Below are 17,082 nucleotides of genomic sequence, written 5' to 3'. Positions count from 1 at the left end.
TTATTCGCCGCGATAGATGCAGCCGCTGGTGCACGTCTCGTGAATACGGATCGCGCTCAGTTCTGGCAGCAACGGCTTCATTTCATTCCAGATGAATTTTGCCAGCACTTCGCTGGTCGGGTTTTCCAGGCCAGGAATGTCGTTCAGGTAGTTGTGATCCAGACGCTCGTACAACGGCTTGAAGATCGCTTTGATTTCCGAGAAATCACGGATCCAGCCAGTGTGCGGATCGAGGTCGCCGCTCAGGTGAAGCGCCACTTTGAACGAGTGACCGTGCAGACGTCCGCACTTATGGCCGTCCGGGACGTGCGGCAGGCGGTGGGCGGATTCGAAAGTAAATTCCTTGAAGATTTCCACGGTATTTTCGGCTCTGTTCAGATGGTGTTCGCCGCAGCGATTCGGGCAGGCGGCGAGTTTACCAGCTTGTGTTTGGCCGTGCTGACTAAAGGGTCAGCAAGCGCTCGGCGAGGCGACCATTGGCAGTCAGTTCGAGGAACTCGTCGCCCAGACGGCGGCTCTCGTCCATCGCCGCGTGCCAGTATTTCTGCCGGCTCGGTGCGTCACCCATGAAGCGTTTGAAGTCGTTACGATCAGGAAGTTTGCCGTAGGGCAGGCGCGCCAGGTATTCCTTCGACGGCGCGAGCAACAGCACGTCCTGCAAGCGCTGCACCGAGGCTTTGCGCCACGGTAGGGTCTTGTCGAACCAGCCCGGAATCACCCGGTCGGTGAAGTGCGGATAGAGCACGATGCCGTCACCGCTGTAGGGCAGATCGAGGTGATAGTCGAGCAGACCGCCGTCGCGGAAGGTGCCAGCCCCGGCGCCCGGCAGGTCGCGCACGCCTTCCATGACCATCGGGATCGACCCCGAGGCCAGCAGCGCTTGACGCAAGTTGCCGGCATTCAGTGCGACGAAGCGCGACGGGAAATCGTCGAGCGCATTCACCGGCGGGGCGAGGCGCGGATCGTGGATGATCAGCCGTTCGAAGTGCCGCGACAGTCGCGCACGACCGCGCAGGTTGTCGGCGATCACCGAACCCAGCGCCAGACCGAGGCGACCGCGATGGTCATCAGCCAGACGCCCCTGACTTTTCACCACCATGATGTTCAAGCGGTAATGCGCGTTGTCGAGGATGCTCGCGTCGCGACCATCAAGCAGGTCATTGAGCATGCGCTGCGAGCTCTGACTGATCTCGGCCATGGTCACGCCTTTGTTGAAGTTCTGCTCGGCGTAGAGCTCGCCGAGGCGGCGGATGCCTGCGGCGGCGTCCGGCAGGCAAGCGCTGGCGAAGCGCCAGGAACCGACCGAGGCGCCAATCAGCGAACGCTCACGCGGCGCACTCGGCAGCCATTCACCGAACAGCGCCAGATCCAGCCCCTGAATCCCCAACGCCTTCGGCCCACCGGCCGCACCGGGCAAGGTGCCGACGTCAGCGGCGCTCAGACCCTGCGCGCGAATCCGCGCCATGGCCCGTGGGCCGGCCTTGAGGGTGAGGGCGGGGAACTTGATGTGGATGGCGGTCATACCGGTCTCGATCGTTAGCAAGCGAACAATTATAAGCACATGTTACAGAATCCTGTAGGAGCTGCCGAAGGCTGCGATCTTTTGATCCTGGCTTTTTAAAAACAAGATCAAGAGATCGCAGCCTTCGGCAGCTCCTACAGGAGATATTTCAGGGAGGGAGAATGATGGCAATTCAGTTTCAGTTAAGTTCATCTGGTTAAGGTGCCGACCGTGAGCAATACATAAAAAATACGGAGACACCCTTTTGAAAACCCTGACTGCCCTGTCCATTTGCGCGATCATCGGCTTCACTGCCAGCATCGCCCACGCCCGCGATCTGGGCCCGGATGAAGCCCTGCGCCTGCGCGACGCTGGTACTATCGTTTCCTTCGAGAAGCTCAACGCAACCGCGCTGGCCAAACATCCGGGCTCGACGATCACCGAAACCGAGCTGGAAGAAGAGTACGGCAAGTACATCTACCAGGTCGAAATGCGTGATCCGCAGGGTCTCAATTGGGATCTGGAATTAGACGCGGTGACCGGGCAGGTTCTCAAGGATCATCAGGATACGTAATGAAGCTTAATGTTCGCGCCACCAGCCGCACGGCGCTGGCGCTGGTAGTTTTTTGCTCGGCGGCGATGGCCCGCGACCTCGATCAGGACGAAGCGCTGAACCTGCGTCGCCAGGGCGTCATCCTGCCGCTGGAGCAAGTGCTGCAGCAGGCAATGGATCGTTATCCGGGCGCCAAACTGCTGGAAGTCGAGCTGGAAGAGAAACACGACGTCTACATTTATGAGGTCGAGTTGCTTACCGTCGAGGGTGTCGCCCGTGAGTTGCACCTCAAGGCCGAAACCGGTGAATTAGTGAAAGACAAGGAAGATTGATCGATGCGTTTGCTTTTGGTGGAAGACCACGTACCGCTGGCGGACGAATTGCTCGCCGGTCTGCAACGCCAAGGCTACGCAGTCGATTGGCTGGCGGACGGCCGTGATGCGCTGTATCAGGGCAGCAGTGAGCCGTACGACCTGATCATCCTCGACCTCGGTCTGCCTGGTGTGCCGGGGCTTGAGGTGCTGGCGCAGTGGCGCGCGGGCGGTCTGGCGATTCCGGTGCTGATCCTCACCGCGCGTGATTCCTGGGCCGAACGCATTGAAGGCCTGAAGGCCGGCGCCGACGATTACCTGACCAAACCGTTTCACCCCGAAGAGCTGTTTCTGCGCATACAGTCGCTGCTGCGCCGCTCCAAGGGCCAGTCCAATCAGGCGACGTTGCAAGCCGCCGGCCTGCATCTGGACGAGGGCCGTCAGTGCGTGGTGCGCGACGGCACCGACATTCAACTGACCGCCGCCGAGTTTCGTCTGCTGCGTTATTTCATGCTGCACCCCGAGCAAATCCTTTCCAAAAGTCACCTCGCCGAACACCTCTACGACGGTGAAACCGAGCGCGATTCCAACGTCCTCGAAGTCCACGTCAATCACCTGCGCCGCAAGCTCGGCAAAAGCGTGATCGAAACCCGACGCGGCCAGGGTTACCTGTTCGGCGGGCAGGCTTCATGAGGTCAATCCAGCGCCGCTTGAGCCTGGGTTTGATCAGCGTGATGGTGATCGTCGGTCTGGTGCTGGCGCAAACCAGTTTGTGGTTGTTCGAAGTGGGTTTGCAGCGCTACCTCGAAGCCGGCCTGCGCGACGACAGCGAAACCCTGTTGGTGGCGCTGGTGCGCGGCCCCATGGGGTTGCAGCTGGATGAGCGGCACTTGTCGCCGGCGTATCAGCGACCGTTTTCCGGGCATTACTTCCGTATCGATTTTGCCGACAGCCACTGGCGTTCGCGCTCGCTGTGGGATCAGGACTTGCCGCTGCTGGATCAGCCCGGTCTGCACAGCAACTTGCAACTGGGCCCGGACGGGCAGCGGTTGCTGGTGCTGCGTTCGGACTATCGGCGTCTGGGCCAGTCGATTTCGATCAGCGTTGCGCAGGACTACACGCCGGTCAGCGACAGCTTTCAGCGCATGCGCCAGATTGGTCTCGGTCTGGGGTTGGCGGCGTTGCTGCTGATTCTGTTTTTGCAACGGCTGACCGTGCGCCGCGCACTGAAGCCGCTGGAAAAGGCCCGCGAGCAGATCGCGCAATTGCAGCAGGGCCAGCGTTCGCAACTCGACGATCAAGTGCCGGTGGAACTGGAACCGTTGGTGGCGCAGATCAACCATTTGCTTGCGCACACCGAGGACAGTCTCAAGCGTTCGCGTAATGCCTTGGGCAACCTCGGGCATGCGTTGAAAACGCCGTTGGCGGTGCTGTTGAGCCTGGCGTCGAGCGAGAAACTCGATGCCCATCCCGAGCTGCGCAAGATTCTTCTCGAACAACTGGAACAGGTGCAGCAACGGCTCAATCGCGAGCTGAACCGCGCACGATTATCTGGCGATGCGTTGCCGGGGGCGTTGTTTGATTGCGATGCCGAACTGCCGGGGTTGCTGGCGACACTGAACATGATTCATGGCGAGCATCTGGCGTTGAGTTATGTCGCGCCGACGGGATTGCAGTTGCCGTGGGATCGTGAGGATTTGCTGGAGCTGCTGGGCAATCTGCTCGACAACGCCTGCAAGTGGGCGGATGCCGAGGTGCGTTTGAGCGTGGTCGAAACGCCTGAGGGATTTGCCCTGAGCGTGGAAGATGACGGGCCGGGGATCCCAGAAGAACAGCGCGCGCAGGTGTTTAGTCGGGGGACGCGGCTGGATGAGCAGACGCATGGGCATGGCTTGGGGCTGGGGATTGTGCGCGATATTGTTGATACGTGGGGTGGGACGCTGATGTTGATGGAAAGCGAGTGGGGCGGGCTGAAAGTCCTCATCAACCTGCCCAAACGCTGATTCCGATCCGAGCCTAAAACCGGTAGGAGCTGCCGCAGGCTGCGATCTTTTGATCTTTAAACAGCCAGATCAAAAGATCGCAGCCTGCGGCAGCTCCTACCGATTGTGGTGGTCTCAGACGCGAAACTGATCCATCAAACTCTGCTGCTGATTCGCCAGGCTGTTCAGCGACTGACTCACCCGCGCCGACTCATTCGCCTGGCCGGACAACGATTCCGTCACATCGCGAATCGTCGCCACGTTGTTGTTGATCTCTTCCGCCACAGCGCTCTGTTCTTCCGCCGCACTGGCGATTTGCAGGTTCATGTCGCTGATCACCGTCACCGCATCGCCGATCTGGCGCAGCGCAGTCACCGCTTGGCCAACCTGTTCGACACTGCCCTGCGCCTGACGATGGCTGTTGCCCATCGAACCGACCACTTCCTGCGTCCCGGTCTGCAGTTGTTCAATCACCTGACGGGTTTCTTCCACCGATTCCTGTGTGCGGCGCGCGAGGTTGCGCACTTCATCGGCGACCACGGCAAAACCACGTCCGGCTTCACCGGCACGCGCCGCTTCAATCGCGGCGTTGAGGGCCAGCAGGTTGGTCTGCTCGGCGATGGCGCGGATGGTTTCCAGCACGGCGCCGATCTTCTCGCTGTTCGCGGCAAGGCCTTCGACCTGCACCATCGCCGCGCTCATGTCGGCGGCGAGGGTGTCGATGCTCGCGGTGGTGCGGTCGATCACGGTGAGGCCTTGACGGGTGGCGCGATCGGCGTCCTTGGCGGCTTCGGCGGCTTGCGCGGCACTGCGCGCGACGTCTTGTGCGGTGGCGCTCATTTCGTGGGACGCGGTGGCAACCTGATCGACCTGACGGTATTGCTGCTCCATGCCGGCGCTGGTTTGCGTGGCGATGGCCGAGGACTGATCGGCCGTGTCGCGGGCGTCCTGCACCGAGCGTTTGACGTCGGCAATGATCGGCTGCAGCTTGTCGAGGAAGCGGTTGAACCAACCGGCCAATTGACCGAGTTCGTCCTTCTTGTCGTAGGCCAGACGGCGGGTCAGATCGCCTTCACCGCTGGCGATGTCCTCGAGCATGTGCGCCACACCGAGGATCGGTTTGGTCACGCTGCGCGCCATCAGCCACACCAGCAGCAGGCCGATCAGCGCGGCGAGCACGCCGAGGCTCAGCTCAATCAACGTGCCTGAGGTGTTGCTCGAGTCCAGTTGTTGCTTGAGCGCTTCGGCGCGGCTGACCAGGACTTTTTCCGGCACATCAAGCAGCACGCCCCACGACGGGCCACCGGGTATCGGTTGGAATGGCGACAGCACTTTCAACTGGCCGTTGCTGTGCAGGCTGGTGACGTTGCTGTTCGAGGCTAACAGACGCAGCAGCTCAGTTCCGCTGGTTTTGTCCACCGCATCCAGACGCTGGCTGAGTTTGCCGGCATCCGGGCTGTAACCGGCGAGCAGGCCAGCGGGGCTGATGATGCTCACGGCGGTCTGGCCGTCATAGAGCTTCTTGCTCGCGCTCTGGCTGGTGGCTTGCAGGCTGTTGAGGTTGATGTCGACCGACAGCGAGGCGATGACTTTGCCGTCCACGACCAACGGGAACACGATGCTGGTCATCAGCACGTTGTGGCCGTCGATCACGTAGAAGTACGGTTCGATCACGCAGGGTTTGAGTGTGGTGCGCGGGCAGGTAAACCAGGCGTTCGCCGCTTGGCCGGAGGGGCCGGTGCTGGTGTCGGCCATGTCGCTTTCCGGCAGCGCCATCGAGGTCACTTTGCCCGGCGTCGGTTGCGACCAGTACAGGGCGAAACGGCCCTTGTCGTTGCTGCCGAGCTCGGCCTGGTTGGCGAATAGTTCGTCCTTGCCGTCCAGTGCATTGGCTTCGAACACCAGCGACAGGCCGAGCAGATCGGGGTTGGCTTGAAGCGCCGATTTGACCTGACGGGTCATGTCTTCGCGCAGGTCGAAGGCGTCGAGGAAGCGTTTTTCGGCTTGCTCGCGGAGGAACAGCACCTGACGCGAGAACCCGTGGCCGTATTGATAGGCGTCCATGAATTGTTGGCGAATGCCCGCCGATTGCACTTCGCCCTGGGACTCGATGCGCGCTTGCGCCGACTCGGTAAGCATTTCCATGCTCGAAGCTTTCACCAGTGCGGAACTGTGCTCCATGCGATACAGCGAAAGACCCACCAACAGGGTCACGATACCGGCCAGGCAAAGGCCGGCGAGCAGGGTGATTTTCCATTGGATGGAAAGTTGTCTGAGCGACATGGAGACGTCCTTATTCGATAAATATCTGCGACTTTGCACTGTAACGGCCGCGAATCGGCTTTCTTTATCCCTGAAACACAATTGCCCATGTTCCCCCTGTAGGAGCTGCCGAAGGCTGCGATCTTTTGATTGATCGTTCCAACGCTCCGCGTGGTAATGCAGCCCGGGACGCTCCGCGTCCCAAAGCGGACGCAGAGCATCCATTGAGGCGTTCCCACGCGGAGCGTGGGGACGATCAAAAACAACATCAAAAGATCGCAGCCTTCGGCAGCTCCTACAGGGCATGGCTTTGACAAGGGGAGTTCGCTGCGGCACAGTGCGCGCCCTTCTAATAAGACCCTCTTTGCAAATCCGCCGGTTTAGCGTTGGCGGACTCATTCTGTCTGGCGGTCGGTTGTCCACCGCAGTGTTTTTTGAGGTAGTGAAATGAATGCAGTCATAGCGGCGGTCGGCGTCATGCTGATTCTCAGCCTGTCGCGCGTGCACGTGGTGATCGCTTTGATCGTCGGCGCGCTGGTCGGCGGCCTGACCGGTGGTTTGGGTATCGACGCCACGCTCAAGGCGTTCAACAGCGGCCTGGGCGGCGGCGCGACCGTGGCGTTGTCCTACGCGTTGCTCGGTGCTTTCGCCGTGGCGATTGCCAAATCGGGCCTGGCCCACGCATTGGCCGACAAGGCGCTGGCGATGGTCGATCGTCAACATTCGAGCGGTGGCGGCAGTGTCAAATGGCTGCTGATCGGTCTGTTGTGGGTGGTCGCGATTGCTTCGCAGAACATCCTGCCGATCCACATCGCCTTCATTCCACTGCTGGTGCCGCCACTTCTATATGTACTGACCAAGCTGCAAATCGACCGCCGCTTGATCGCCTGCGTCATGACCTTCGGTCTGATCACGCCGTACATGGTGTTCCCGGTCGGCTTCGGCAACATCTTCCTCAACCAGATCCTGCTGGCCAACGTCAGCAAGGCCGGCGTCGACATCAGCCAGATCAATGTCATGCACGCCATGGCCATTCCGGCGCTAGGCATGGTCTTCGGTCTGTTGGTGGCGGTGTTCTTCAGCTACCGCAAAAAGCGCGTTTACGATCTGGAAAAGATCGAGCAGGTCGAACAGGTCAGCGTTGCCTACAACCCGAAAACCATCGGCATTGCCGGTCTGGCGATTGCTGCGGCGTTCATCATTCAACTGCTGCTCGACTCGATGATTATCGGCGCGCTCGCCGGTTTTCTGATCTTCTCGGCGTCGGGCATTGTGAAGTGGCGTGAAACCGACGACCTGTTCACCGAAGGCATGAAGATGATGGCGATGATCGGCTTCATCATGATCTCTGCCTCGGGATTTGCCGAAGTGCTCAAAGCCACCGGCGAAGTGCGCACGCTGGTCGAAAGCGCAGCGGCGTGGATCAATCACAGTCGGGCGATTGGCGCGTTGTTGATGTTGCTGGTGGGCCTGATGGTAACCATCGGGATCGGTTCGTCGTTCTCGACGGTGCCGATTCTGGCGGCGATTTTCGTGCCGTTGTGCGTGCAGCTCGGCTTCAGCCCGATGGCGATCGTGTGCATCGTCGGCACCGCCGGGGCACTGGGCGATACCGGCTCGCCAGCGTCGGACTCGACACTGGGGCCGACCTCCGGTTTGAACGTTGACGGCCAGCATCACCATATCTGGGACACCGTGGTGCCGACGTTCCTGCACTACAACCTGCCGCTGCTGGCGTTCGGCTGGGTGGCCGCGATGGTGTTGTGATTTAGCCTCTGAAGATCAAAAGATCGCAGCCTTCGGCAGCTCCTACAGAGATCAATGTAGGAGCTGCCGAAGGCTGCGATCTTTTTTTGCGGGTTCAACTTTTGGTGGTGCGTGCCGTTAAAGCCTTTAACCACGCCAATAAAACCAAAAGAGTGAGCCCCCAATGCGCCTGAGCCTCAAGGCTAAAGTCCTGTCCCTCGCCGTCCTCCCGGTGCTGCTCTTTGCGCTGGTCATCAGCCTGACCACGCTGTTCATCCTTCAGCAACAGGCGCACAACGAGGTCGAGCAGACCCGCGAGCGCCTGCTCGGCGACGCCAAAGCCACCCTGCAAAGTTACGTCGCCGTGGCCATGACCACGATCAAACCGCTGTACGACGCTGCCGCCCCCGGCGATGACGCGGCGCGCGCGCAGGCGATCAAACTGCTCTCGGGGATTCGCTACGGCAAGGACGGCTACTTCTTTGGCTACGACTCCGAGACCGTGCGCCTGTTCAAGGCCAACGATCCGGAGGGCGTGGGCAAAAGCTTCAAGGACAACCGCGACCCGAACGGCGTCTACGTCAACCAGGGCCTGGTGAAAGTGGCGAAGGACGGCACGCACTATCTGCAATACAGTTCGCCGCTGCCGGGCAATGCGCAGGTGCTGGTGCCGAAACTCGGTTACACCGAATACCTGGCGAAGTGGGACATGGCGGTCGGTACCTCGGTCAACCTCGACGGCATCGAGGCGCAAGTGGCGCTGGTGCAAACGCAAGTGCAGGAACGCATGCAAGGCGTGGTGCTGAGCATCGTTGGCGTCGCGGTGGTGGTGCTGTTGGTGATCGCAGCGGCGGGCATGTTGCTGGCCAATACCATTTTGCGTCCGCTGACGTTGATGAAGGCCAACCTCGATGACATCGCGGCGGGCGAGGGCGATCTGACCCGTCGTCTGAACATCACCAGTCAGGACGAACTCGGCGAACTGGCCGGCTCGTTTAACCGCTTCGTCGACAAGATTCACGGACTGGTGCGGCAGATCACCGAGATGACCACGCAACTCACCGGGCTGGTGACGCAAGTGTCGGATCAGGCGCAGCGCTCGGATCAGGCGATGGAGCGCCAGCGTCACGAGACCGATCAGGTGGCGACGGCGATCAACGAAATGTCCGCCGCCGCGCAGGAAGTGGCGAAGAGCGCGCAGAACGCCGCCGTCGCTGCCCAGCAGACTGACGAAGAAGGTCAGAGCGCCAAACGCGTGGTGGCCGGCAGCATCAAACAGATTCATGCGTTGGTCGATGACATCCGCAGCAGCGGCGTTTCGTTGGATAGTTTGCAGCAGGACGTGAGCTCGATTGTCGGCGTGCTCGGGGTGATTCGTTCAATTGCCGAGCAGACCAACCTGCTCGCACTGAACGCGGCGATCGAAGCGGCGCGGGCCGGTGAGGCCGGGCGTGGGTTTGCGGTGGTGGCGGATGAAGTGCGCGCGCTGGCCAGTCGCACGCAGATCAGCACCCAGGAAATTCAGGGGATGATCGATCGCTTGCAGGCCGGGACGCAGTCGGCGGTGGAAGCGATGCGCCGATCCAGTGAGGCGGGTGACGGCACGTCGGCGCAGGCCAATCAGGCTGGGGCTTCGCTGGACACCATGGCGTCGTTGATTGCGACGATCAACTCGATGAACGCGCAGATTGCCAGCGCGGCAGAAGAGCAGACGGCGGTGGCTGAAGAGATCAATCGCAGCGTGCACCAGATTGCGGTGGCGGTGGACAGCGTGGCGGATGAGACGCAGTTGGGGGCGCAGACTTCGCGTAGTTTGGCGGATCTTGGTCAGCGGCTGGGCAAACTGGTAGGCCAGTTCCGTATCTGACGTTTTACGCAGCCCACTGTAGGAGCTGCCGAAGGCTGCGATCTTTTGACTGTGTTTTTAAAAGACAAGAGCAAAAGATCGCAGCCTTCGGCAGCTCCTACAGGGGTTACGGTCTGTCCCAATAAGGCACTTCGCCGAAGCATTCGATGAAGAAGTCGATAACGGTGCGCACCTTCACCGACAAGCGCCGACTCCCCGGCCACAGCACCGCAATCTGCTGCGGCTCCAGACTGTTCGACACCTGATACTCGCCCAACACCGGCACCAACGTGCCTTCGCGCACCGCCTCGCCAATCAGCCACGACGGAAACATCACCAGCCCCAAGCCCTGTTCGGCTGCTTGGGTGAGGGTGTCGGCGTGGTTGCCGGTGATCGGGCCTTTGACCGAGTACGGCGTCCAGTCCTGCCCGTCGCGACGGAAAAACCAGCGCTGCAATCCGGCCGCGCCTTTGTACGCCAGGCACTGGTGTTGCGCGAGATCGTCGGGGTGTTGCGGGGTGCCGTGGCGTTTTAGATACGCCGGGCTGGCCGCGACCTGAAAGCGGTGCGGTGCCAGAATCCGCGCTTGCATGCTGGAGTCATGCAGCGGGCCGATGCGGAACAGCAGATCCGCGCCTTCTTGCAGCGGATCGACGTAATGGTCGGTCTGCTGAATATCCAGTTGCAGCTTCGGATAGCGCGCGCACAACTTGCCCAGCCACGGCGTCAGATGGCGCTGGCCGAACACCACCGGGGCGTTGATCCGCACCAGGCCGGTGGGTTCGCTTTGCTGTTCCTGCAACGCCTGTTCGGCTTCTTCCAATTGCACCAACACCAGCCGCGCGTGATGGCCGAGCATGCGCCCGGCCTCAGTCGGCGTGACGGCGCGGGTGTGGCGGTAGAGCAATTGCTGGTTCAGAGCTTGCTCCATCAACTGAATCTGCCGCGAGATCGAGGAGGGCGCCGCGCCTTCACGACGGGCGACTTCGGAAAAACTGCCGTGATCGAGCACGGCCACGAATAGTCGCAGCGCTTTGAATCCGAGTTCGTTAAGGCCGTGCATGGTCTGTCCTGCTGTGCGTGTTGCGCAAAAGTGTTGTCCGGATGCTCCCATTTATCGCACAGCGACGCCAGCCGATAATCCGCGCCATTGTTGACTGGGCTGGATTGTATTTATGCAAACGTTGGATGAAGTGAGTGTTGCGCCGCCGGTGGCCAAACCGGGGTTGCGCTTGTTGTTGCTGCCGCTGGTGATTCTGGCGGGGATGGGTTTGTCGGTGGAGGCGGGTTTGCTCGGGCCGTTGGGTGCGCAGGTCGGGCATTTGTGGGCGACGTTGAGCATCTTTGGGGTGGGCTCGGCGATTCTGTTTTTGCTGCTGTTGTTTGCGGGGCCACAGAAAGGGCCAGCGCTGAACACACTGCCGCGCTGGCAGTTGATCGGTGGTTTGCTCGGGCCGATTTATGTGGTGGTGCTGACCTTGGCCACGCCGCACATTGGTATCGCCATGACGATGATCGCGATTCTTTCCGGGCAGGTCGGCAAAAGTGTGTTGATCGATCATTTCGGCTGGTTCGGGGCGACGCGCAAGAAGGTCAACGGTGAGCGTTGGTTGGCGCTGCTGTTGATTGTCGCGGCACTTGTTTTGATTGCGCGGGGTTGATGATGAATCTGATTATTTTGTTGGCCGTGGTTGTAGCGGCGGGTGCGGTGTTGAGTGTTCAGGCGGCGATCAATGGGCGCTTGGGGGAAACCGTTGGTGTATTGCGCAGTAGTTTGTTGACGTTTGCAGTGGGTGCGTTGGTGACCGGGTTGTTGATTTTGTTTTTTGAACCGGCGCATGCGGTGGGGTTGATGGATGTGCCCAAGTGGCAGTTGAGCGGGGCGCTGTTTGGGGTGGTTTATATGATTGTCATGGTGGGCGCGGTGCCTCGTGTGGGGACGGCGGTGGCGACGGTGGCGGTGATTGTCGGGCAGTTGGGGATGGGCATGTTGATTGATAATTTTGGCTGGTTTGGGAATCCGGCGATTGAGTTGTCGGGGAGTCGGGTTTTGGCGATGGTGCTTTTGGCGGGGGCTTTGGTGTTTATGTATCGGAGTAGTGTGCGGGGTTCTGATTGATTTTGTTTTGGGGTTGTGGGCATATCCGTTGCTGCGGTGATGGCTGGTTATGGTTCCGCCCTTACGGCGGGTCACTTTTGGCAAACGCCCCAAAAGTAACCAAAAGGTCTGTGCCCTGACGTTCGGCCCGCTCGCTGGGGCTCGGGGTTCCTTCGCTGCGGGATCGATCCGGGGGGCAGCGCCTACGGTTTGCTTCGCTGCACCTCCTCTCGCTGTGTTTGGCTGCGCCAAACGGTCGCTGCGCTCCCACCCCCGGATCGATCCCTCCACTCAGCCTGCCGACGGGCTCTAAGATCAAGAGCAGGCGAGCTGAGACTCGGCCTATTGAGTGGTTAAGAGCGGGGCGCGCACGGCTTTTTGATTTGCGTTGGATTCGCCCCTCACCCCAGCCCTCTCCCGAGGGAGAGGGGGCCGATTGGTGGGCCTTTCAAAATGTGCATTCAACTCGGTATTCCAAGTCGGCGCATCTCTCCCATTCCACGCAATCAGTCCCCTCTCCCTCCGGGAGAGGGCTAGGGTGAGGGGCCCTTGATCTGGCTCTTGATCTGGCTCTTGATCTGGCTTTTGCTGTGGCTCTTGATCTGGCTTTTGCTGTGGCTCTTGATCTGGCTTTTGATTTTGGCCCCCATCGGCAGGCCGAGCGTAGGTGTTCATCCGGGGTAGGCGCGTAGCGCCGTGCGGCGTAGCCGCATACATCGAGAGGAGGTGCAGCGAAGCAAACCGTAGGCGATGCCCCCGGATGGGCACCGTAGCGAGGGAACACTGAGCCTAGGCGAAGTGCCGTACGCCGGGGGCCAAGCCTTTTGCTTACTTTTCGGCGTCTGGAAAAGTGAGTCGCTGTAAGAGCGAAACCGCCAGAAGCCCCAACCGCAGCAACGGATATGCCCCCAAAACCCCAAACAAGCAAAATCAAAAGATCGCAGCCTTCGGCAGCTCCTACACTGGTAATCACGGCTTACCTAAAAGCCCCAGACAACCACCACCCCAAGGAGTCTGCCCCCATGCCCGATAGAAAATGCGATTGCCCAAACTGCAAATGCACCATCAAAGAAGGCGATCATGCCTACGCCGTACACGGCAAACACTACTGCTGCGAAGCCTGCGCCCACCACCACAAAGGTGGCGAAGAATGCTCAAGCAAAGGCTGCCACTGCGCACATCCCAAATAAACACAGGCAAAAAAAAGTGGAGCCTAATCAGGCTCCACTTCCAGTTTCAGACTTTCATCATCCAGCCGCTCGGTATGCCGCACCGTGCCTTGCAATCGCCGCCCCTCAACCCGAACCACCACGGTTTTCGCCTGGTCGAGGTCTTCCGGTAACGGCGCTGGCACTCTCAGGGCGAAGCAATACGGATCATCGTCGACCGCTTCCAGACCCACGCGGCAATCCACGCTTTTGGTGATACGCCCAAACAATGTGTCGAGGCCGTAGTCCAGATGCGCCGGGCTGCTGCTGAAATCGATCATGGTTGCATTCCCCCGAATGTTCGCGTGCAGGCTGAGCTTAGCTGGTCGGTCGCCAGACGACGTTTTCCACGCCGAATTTTTCCGCCATCGGTTTGCTGGTCTTCTGTACTTTTTCACGGCCAAAGCGCGGAATGCGACCGACGCCGGCGTCGCAACTCGCCCAATGCCACGCCTCGGTGTTGTCCATTTTGTCCGAGCGGATAATGAACGACTTGGCTGTGCCGTGAAGGGTGTACTCGATGACGTAGAGTTTTGCGTTGTTCATAAAGCCCGTATTCCTCCCTGTGGTAATAGAGGGATCGCTGAGCACCGGGAAAATTCATTCGGATTGTCCGACGGTATCTATCGTTGGCGGGGTTTCGGGCGACTGGTTACCATGGCGCCTTCACCAATCCCAATGAATGCTCGCCATGGCCCTCGCCACGCCCCCCGATTTCACTGACATCGATGTGCCCGTGCAACCGCTGGCGCGCACTTATCCGCGCGGGTTGTTTATCGAGCCGCATCAGCATGACTGGGGCCAGTTGCTGTACGCGATGAGCGGGGTGATGTGGGTCGAGACGCCGCATGAAGCGCTGGTGGTGCCGCCGCAGCGCGCGGTGTGGCTGCCGCCCGGCGTGCCGCACGGGATTCGCGTGGTGTCGGATTTGCAGATGCGCAATATCTACCTGCGCCCGGCGCTGGCGGCGACGCTGGATCAGACGGTGCAGGTGATCGAGGTCGGTGGTTTGCTGCGCGAGTTGATCGTCGGGCTGGTGGAGCAGGGCGACAGCGGTGAGCCGGCGTATTACGAGGCGCTCGTTGGCTTGGCGCTGCTGGAGTTGCAGCGCGCAAGGCGTTCGCAGCTGAAAATCCCGATGCCGGATGATTCCGATCGGCGCCTGATGAATCTTTGCCAGGCAGTGATGGCCGCGCCCTCGCTGGAGATCCCGTTCGAGCAGCACGCGGAAAACGCCGGGGCCAGCGTGCGCACGTTGGCGCGGCTATTCAAGGACAGTCTGGGCATGGGCTTCGCCGAGTGGCGGCGGCAGGTACAACTGGCGACGGCGGTGGCGGAGTTGATTCAGGGTGTGGCGGTGAGCGTCATCGCCCGCGAACTCGGCTATTCACCGAGCAGCTTCAGCGACATGTTCCGCCGCGAACTGGGCGTCGCCCCGTCTCAGTTCAACACCCAATGCGGATGAGCAGCCTTGCCTAAAACCTGTAGGAGTGAGCCTGCTCGCGATAGCGGTGTGTCAGTTTACGTACGAGTGACTGACACACCGCTATCGCGAGCAGGCTCACTCCTACAAGGGATCGTGTTGGTTCGGCAGGTTTGTCCGAAATTCAGAAGTCCTTGGCCGACGCCATCCAGCCCGCCTCCCTACACTCTGCCCATTCCTTTCAAACGGCAGAGTTCTCCCCATGAACTACCTGATTTCGCTGGCCATCGGTCTCGGCGTTGGCCTGTTGTACGGCGCGCTCGACTTCCGTTCTCCCGCGCCGCCGGCCATCGCGCTGGTCGGTCTGCTCGGCATGCTTGCGGGTGAGCAGCTGTGGCCGATGGGCCGGCAATGGGTCGCCGCTTGGTTGTCCTGAATCTTCCTTTCTCCTTCGGTGGATCACTCCATGAAAGCACTGCAATTCGATAAAACCGGCGACCTGTCCTCCCTGCGCTTCGTCGAGGTGCCGACCCCGGTGGCCGGCGCCGATGAAGTCCTGGTGCAGATCAAAGCGGCCGGGCTCAATCCCAGCGATGTGAAAAATGTGCTCGGACGTTTCCCCTACACCACGTTGCCACGGATTCCCGGGCGCGATTTCGCCGGTGTCGTGGTCGAAGGCCCGCCAGCGTTGATCGGTCAGGAAGTCTGGGGCACGGGCCGTGAGCTGGGCTTTTTCGCCGACGGTTCCCACGCGCAATTCGTCAAACTGCCGGCCAACGGTGTCGCCCTCAAGCCGTCGCGCCTGAGCTTCACCCAGGCCGCCAGCCTTGGCGTGCCGTACACCACGGCGTGGGATGCGTTGGAGCGCAGCCTCGTCAAAGCCGACACGCGTTTGCTGGTGATTGGCGGCGGTGCGGTCGCCACAGCGGCACTGGCCTTGGCCAAAGTGCGCGGCGCAAAAATTCTGGCAGCGGCGCGGCGTCCGGAGCAGGTGGCGGAGTTGCAAGCGCAGGGCTACCAGACGATTCAACTGGATAAACCCGAAGACCTCGGTGCGCAGGTCAACGCGGTGTATCAGGGCGGCGCCGAAGTGATCTTCGACACCACCGGTTTCTGGCTGCCCGCTTCGGTGGCGGCGCTGGCAATCTTCGGCCGAATCGCAATCATCGCCGCACCGGTGGACGGCCAAGTGCAGTTGCCGGCACTGGCGTTGTATCGCAAGGGCGGTTCGGTGGTCGGCGTCAACACATTGCTCTACGGCGTTGAAGCGTGCGCAGCGATGTTGAACCAGTTCGGCCAACTGTTCGATGAAGGCTCGCTGCCGTTGCCGCAAGGCCTGGTCGAATCACCACTGGCCGAAGGCCTGGCGCGCTACACCGAAGTCAACGAGGGCGGCGGCGACAAAATCATCCTGATTCCCTGAGCCACCCAAATTCCCCTGACAACGCAAAACCTGTAGGAGCCGAGCTTGCTCGCGAAAGCGGTGGATCAGCCAACCTCTCAGTCGACTGACCCACCGCCTTCGCGAGCAAGCTCAGCTCCTACAAGGGACTGTGTCGTCTGGGGTTACGCGGGCACTTCCAGATTATCCAGTGCCCGATTCACCGCCAGTTCCCCGAGCATCACCACCTGCTGAATCCCCAGCAACGTGTGGCGATACGGCGTGTCGAGCGCCGCGGCAAAATCACTGAGCATCACACTCGCCGAAGCCATCGACTCACACGCGTGGGCCAGCAGATCTTCGGTTTTGATATTGGGCGCGATGACGAACATCAGGCTCGGCAAACGCGGATCATCGTGAGTCGCGCCGGGGCAAAGGTAGTGATCGAGCGCGCGTTCAGCGGCGTCGTGGAGTTTGCGTGAACGGGGGGATTCGTAAGGGGAGGTAGCGTCGATGTCGGGTGGGTTGGGTGTTGGTTTGAACATGGTGAAGCTCCTTGATTGTTGGAGCCGCCACGGTTCGCTGCGAAACGAATGGGGTGGCAGCTGTACGCAGGTTCGCAGACCGGGAATCAAGGAACCCGGCATACCCGAAGGTATCCCGCGCACAGCCGCCATAACGCAATGCTGTCAGCTGCACTGTGCGCCTCGATTGATCCGGGCTGCGAAACCCGATCGCTGATTCGTCAACGACCTACAAACGATAGGCCCC

19 protein-coding genes and 2 pseudogenes are annotated in these 17,082 nt (G+C 60.7%); 13 read left to right on the top strand and 8 right to left on the bottom strand.

The genetic code is table 11. The annotated features are described in order from the left end of the window. A complete protein-coding gene (gene queD, locus ACIP66_RS06755; protein ID WP_007915588.1) occupies positions 1 to 357 on the bottom strand; it encodes a 6-carboxytetrahydropterin synthase QueD in 357 nt (118 codons plus the stop codon). A gap of 85 nt (positions 358 to 442) precedes the next feature. Next, complete coding sequence (locus ACIP66_RS06750; RefSeq protein WP_400646490.1) at positions 443 to 1,522, bottom strand: patatin-like phospholipase family protein; 1,080 nt, start codon at positions 1,520 to 1,522, stop codon at positions 443 to 445. Between the two features lie 244 nt (positions 1,523 to 1,766). Here ACIP66_RS06750 and ACIP66_RS06745 point away from each other — a divergent pair, with 244 nt between their 5' ends. The 4 genes from ACIP66_RS06745 to ACIP66_RS06730 are packed head-to-tail and all read left to right on the top strand — an operon-like array spanning position 1,767 to position 4,368. Beyond that, entirely contained in the window at positions 1,767 to 2,075 is a 309-nt protein-coding gene (locus ACIP66_RS06745) for a PepSY domain-containing protein (protein ID WP_053121932.1), read from the top strand. Beyond that, positions 2,075 to 2,386 carry a PepSY domain-containing protein gene (locus ACIP66_RS06740; RefSeq protein WP_053121930.1) on the top strand — a complete coding sequence of 104 codons (312 nt, stop codon included), beginning with the start codon at positions 2,075 to 2,077 and terminating at the stop codon, positions 2,384 to 2,386. The genes ACIP66_RS06745 and ACIP66_RS06740 overlap by 1 nt, the downstream gene beginning before the upstream one ends. 3 nt (positions 2,387 to 2,389) lie before the next feature. After that, positions 2,390 to 3,058, top strand: coding sequence for a response regulator transcription factor (locus tag ACIP66_RS06735; RefSeq protein WP_053121928.1), 669 nt, complete (start codon positions 2,390 to 2,392; stop codon positions 3,056 to 3,058). After that, positions 3,055 to 4,368 (top strand): sensor histidine kinase, encoded by a 1,314-nt coding sequence (locus tag ACIP66_RS06730; RefSeq protein WP_400646486.1) that lies wholly within the window; start codon positions 3,055 to 3,057, stop codon positions 4,366 to 4,368. The genes ACIP66_RS06735 and ACIP66_RS06730 overlap by 4 nt, the downstream gene beginning before the upstream one ends. 114 nt (positions 4,369 to 4,482) lie before the next feature. Here the strand turns inward: ACIP66_RS06730 and ACIP66_RS06725 are convergent, their stop codons facing one another. Then, on the bottom strand, positions 4,483 to 5,238 hold the full coding sequence (locus ACIP66_RS06725) for a methyl-accepting chemotaxis protein (protein ID WP_371926052.1): 756 nt from the start codon (positions 5,236 to 5,238) through the stop codon (positions 4,483 to 4,485). A gap of 102 nt (positions 5,239 to 5,340) precedes the next feature. Continuing rightward, positions 5,341 to 5,487 (bottom strand): annotated as a pseudogene (locus tag ACIP66_RS06720) (HAMP domain-containing protein); the annotation flags it as partial. A 1,569-nt stretch (positions 5,488 to 7,056) separates the two neighbouring features. On the opposite strand from ACIP66_RS06720, the gene ACIP66_RS06715 reads away from it, so the two are divergent. The 3 genes and pseudogenes from ACIP66_RS06715 to ACIP66_RS06705 all read left to right on the top strand — a co-directional run bounded on the left by ACIP66_RS06715 (position 7,057) and on the right by ACIP66_RS06705 (position 10,222). Further along, entirely contained in the window at positions 7,057 to 8,376 is a 1,320-nt protein-coding gene (locus ACIP66_RS06715) for a Na+/H+ antiporter family protein (protein WP_400646483.1), read from the top strand. A gap of 163 nt (positions 8,377 to 8,539) precedes the next feature. Continuing rightward, positions 8,540 to 9,316: pseudogene (locus ACIP66_RS06710) on the top strand (cache domain-containing protein); the annotation flags it as partial. A gap of 84 nt (positions 9,317 to 9,400) precedes the next feature. Continuing rightward, complete coding sequence (locus ACIP66_RS06705; RefSeq protein ID WP_371262381.1) at positions 9,401 to 10,222, top strand: methyl-accepting chemotaxis protein; 822 nt, start codon at positions 9,401 to 9,403, stop codon at positions 10,220 to 10,222. 106 nt (positions 10,223 to 10,328) lie between these two features. Here ACIP66_RS06705 and ACIP66_RS06700 read toward each other — a convergent pair whose 3' ends face one another. Next, the gene (locus ACIP66_RS06700; RefSeq protein ID WP_400646481.1) at positions 10,329 to 11,264 is read right to left on the bottom strand and encodes a LysR family transcriptional regulator; all 936 of its coding nucleotides are present in this window, start codon (positions 11,262 to 11,264) and stop codon (positions 10,329 to 10,331) included. Between the two features lie 112 nt (positions 11,265 to 11,376). Between ACIP66_RS06700 and ACIP66_RS06695 the strand changes: the two genes are divergently transcribed. The 3 genes from ACIP66_RS06695 to ACIP66_RS06685 all read left to right on the top strand — a co-directional run bounded on the left by ACIP66_RS06695 (position 11,377) and on the right by ACIP66_RS06685 (position 13,489). Continuing rightward, complete coding sequence (locus ACIP66_RS06695; protein ID WP_053121916.1) at positions 11,377 to 11,862, top strand: DMT family transporter; 486 nt, start codon at positions 11,377 to 11,379, stop codon at positions 11,860 to 11,862. Further along, positions 11,862 to 12,320: a DMT family transporter gene (locus ACIP66_RS06690; RefSeq protein WP_400646596.1), complete on the top strand. Its 459-nt coding sequence runs from the start codon at positions 11,862 to 11,864 to the stop codon at positions 12,318 to 12,320. The genes ACIP66_RS06695 and ACIP66_RS06690 overlap by 1 nt, the downstream gene beginning before the upstream one ends. Before the next feature lie 1,001 nt (positions 12,321 to 13,321). Further along, complete coding sequence (locus ACIP66_RS06685) at positions 13,322 to 13,489, top strand: metallothionein (protein WP_081730276.1); 168 nt, start codon at positions 13,322 to 13,324, stop codon at positions 13,487 to 13,489. Between the two features lie 23 nt (positions 13,490 to 13,512). Here ACIP66_RS06685 and ACIP66_RS06680 read toward each other — a convergent pair whose 3' ends face one another. Next, entirely contained in the window at positions 13,513 to 13,788 is a 276-nt protein-coding gene (locus ACIP66_RS06680; protein ID WP_053121912.1) for a hypothetical protein, read from the bottom strand. Positions 13,789 to 13,825: 37 nt separating this feature from the next. Continuing rightward, positions 13,826 to 14,053 carry a DUF6555 family protein gene (locus ACIP66_RS06675; protein ID WP_053121910.1) on the bottom strand — a complete coding sequence of 76 codons (228 nt, stop codon included), beginning with the start codon at positions 14,051 to 14,053 and terminating at the stop codon, positions 13,826 to 13,828. 136 nt (positions 14,054 to 14,189) lie between these two features. Here ACIP66_RS06675 and ACIP66_RS06670 point away from each other — a divergent pair, with 136 nt between their 5' ends. From ACIP66_RS06670 to ACIP66_RS06660, 3 genes are all read left to right on the top strand, one after another. Further along, positions 14,190 to 14,972, top strand: a complete 783-nt coding sequence (locus ACIP66_RS06670; protein ID WP_400646477.1) for an AraC family transcriptional regulator — start codon at positions 14,190 to 14,192, stop codon at positions 14,970 to 14,972. 220 nt (positions 14,973 to 15,192) lie between these two features. Beyond that, the gene (locus ACIP66_RS06665; protein WP_082341460.1) at positions 15,193 to 15,366 is read left to right on the top strand and encodes a DUF1427 family protein; all 174 of its coding nucleotides are present in this window, start codon (positions 15,193 to 15,195) and stop codon (positions 15,364 to 15,366) included. Between the two features lie 30 nt (positions 15,367 to 15,396). Further along, positions 15,397 to 16,353, top strand: a complete 957-nt coding sequence (locus ACIP66_RS06660) for a zinc-binding alcohol dehydrogenase family protein (RefSeq protein ID WP_400646473.1) — start codon at positions 15,397 to 15,399, stop codon at positions 16,351 to 16,353. A gap of 143 nt (positions 16,354 to 16,496) precedes the next feature. On the opposite strand, the gene ACIP66_RS06655 is transcribed toward ACIP66_RS06660, so the two are convergent. Continuing rightward, positions 16,497 to 16,856: a DUF6124 family protein gene (locus ACIP66_RS06655; RefSeq protein ID WP_400646471.1), complete on the bottom strand. Its 360-nt coding sequence runs from the start codon at positions 16,854 to 16,856 to the stop codon at positions 16,497 to 16,499. Positions 16,857 to 17,082: the final 226 nt, after the last annotated feature.

It is taken from the genome of Pseudomonas sp. NPDC088429, assembly GCF_044753305.1.
Classification (GTDB): domain Bacteria; phylum Pseudomonadota; class Gammaproteobacteria; order Pseudomonadales; family Pseudomonadaceae; genus Aquipseudomonas; species Aquipseudomonas rustica.
The sequence above is the reverse complement of the archived record's forward strand: the minus strand, read 5'-3'. Positions and strand labels throughout refer to the sequence as shown.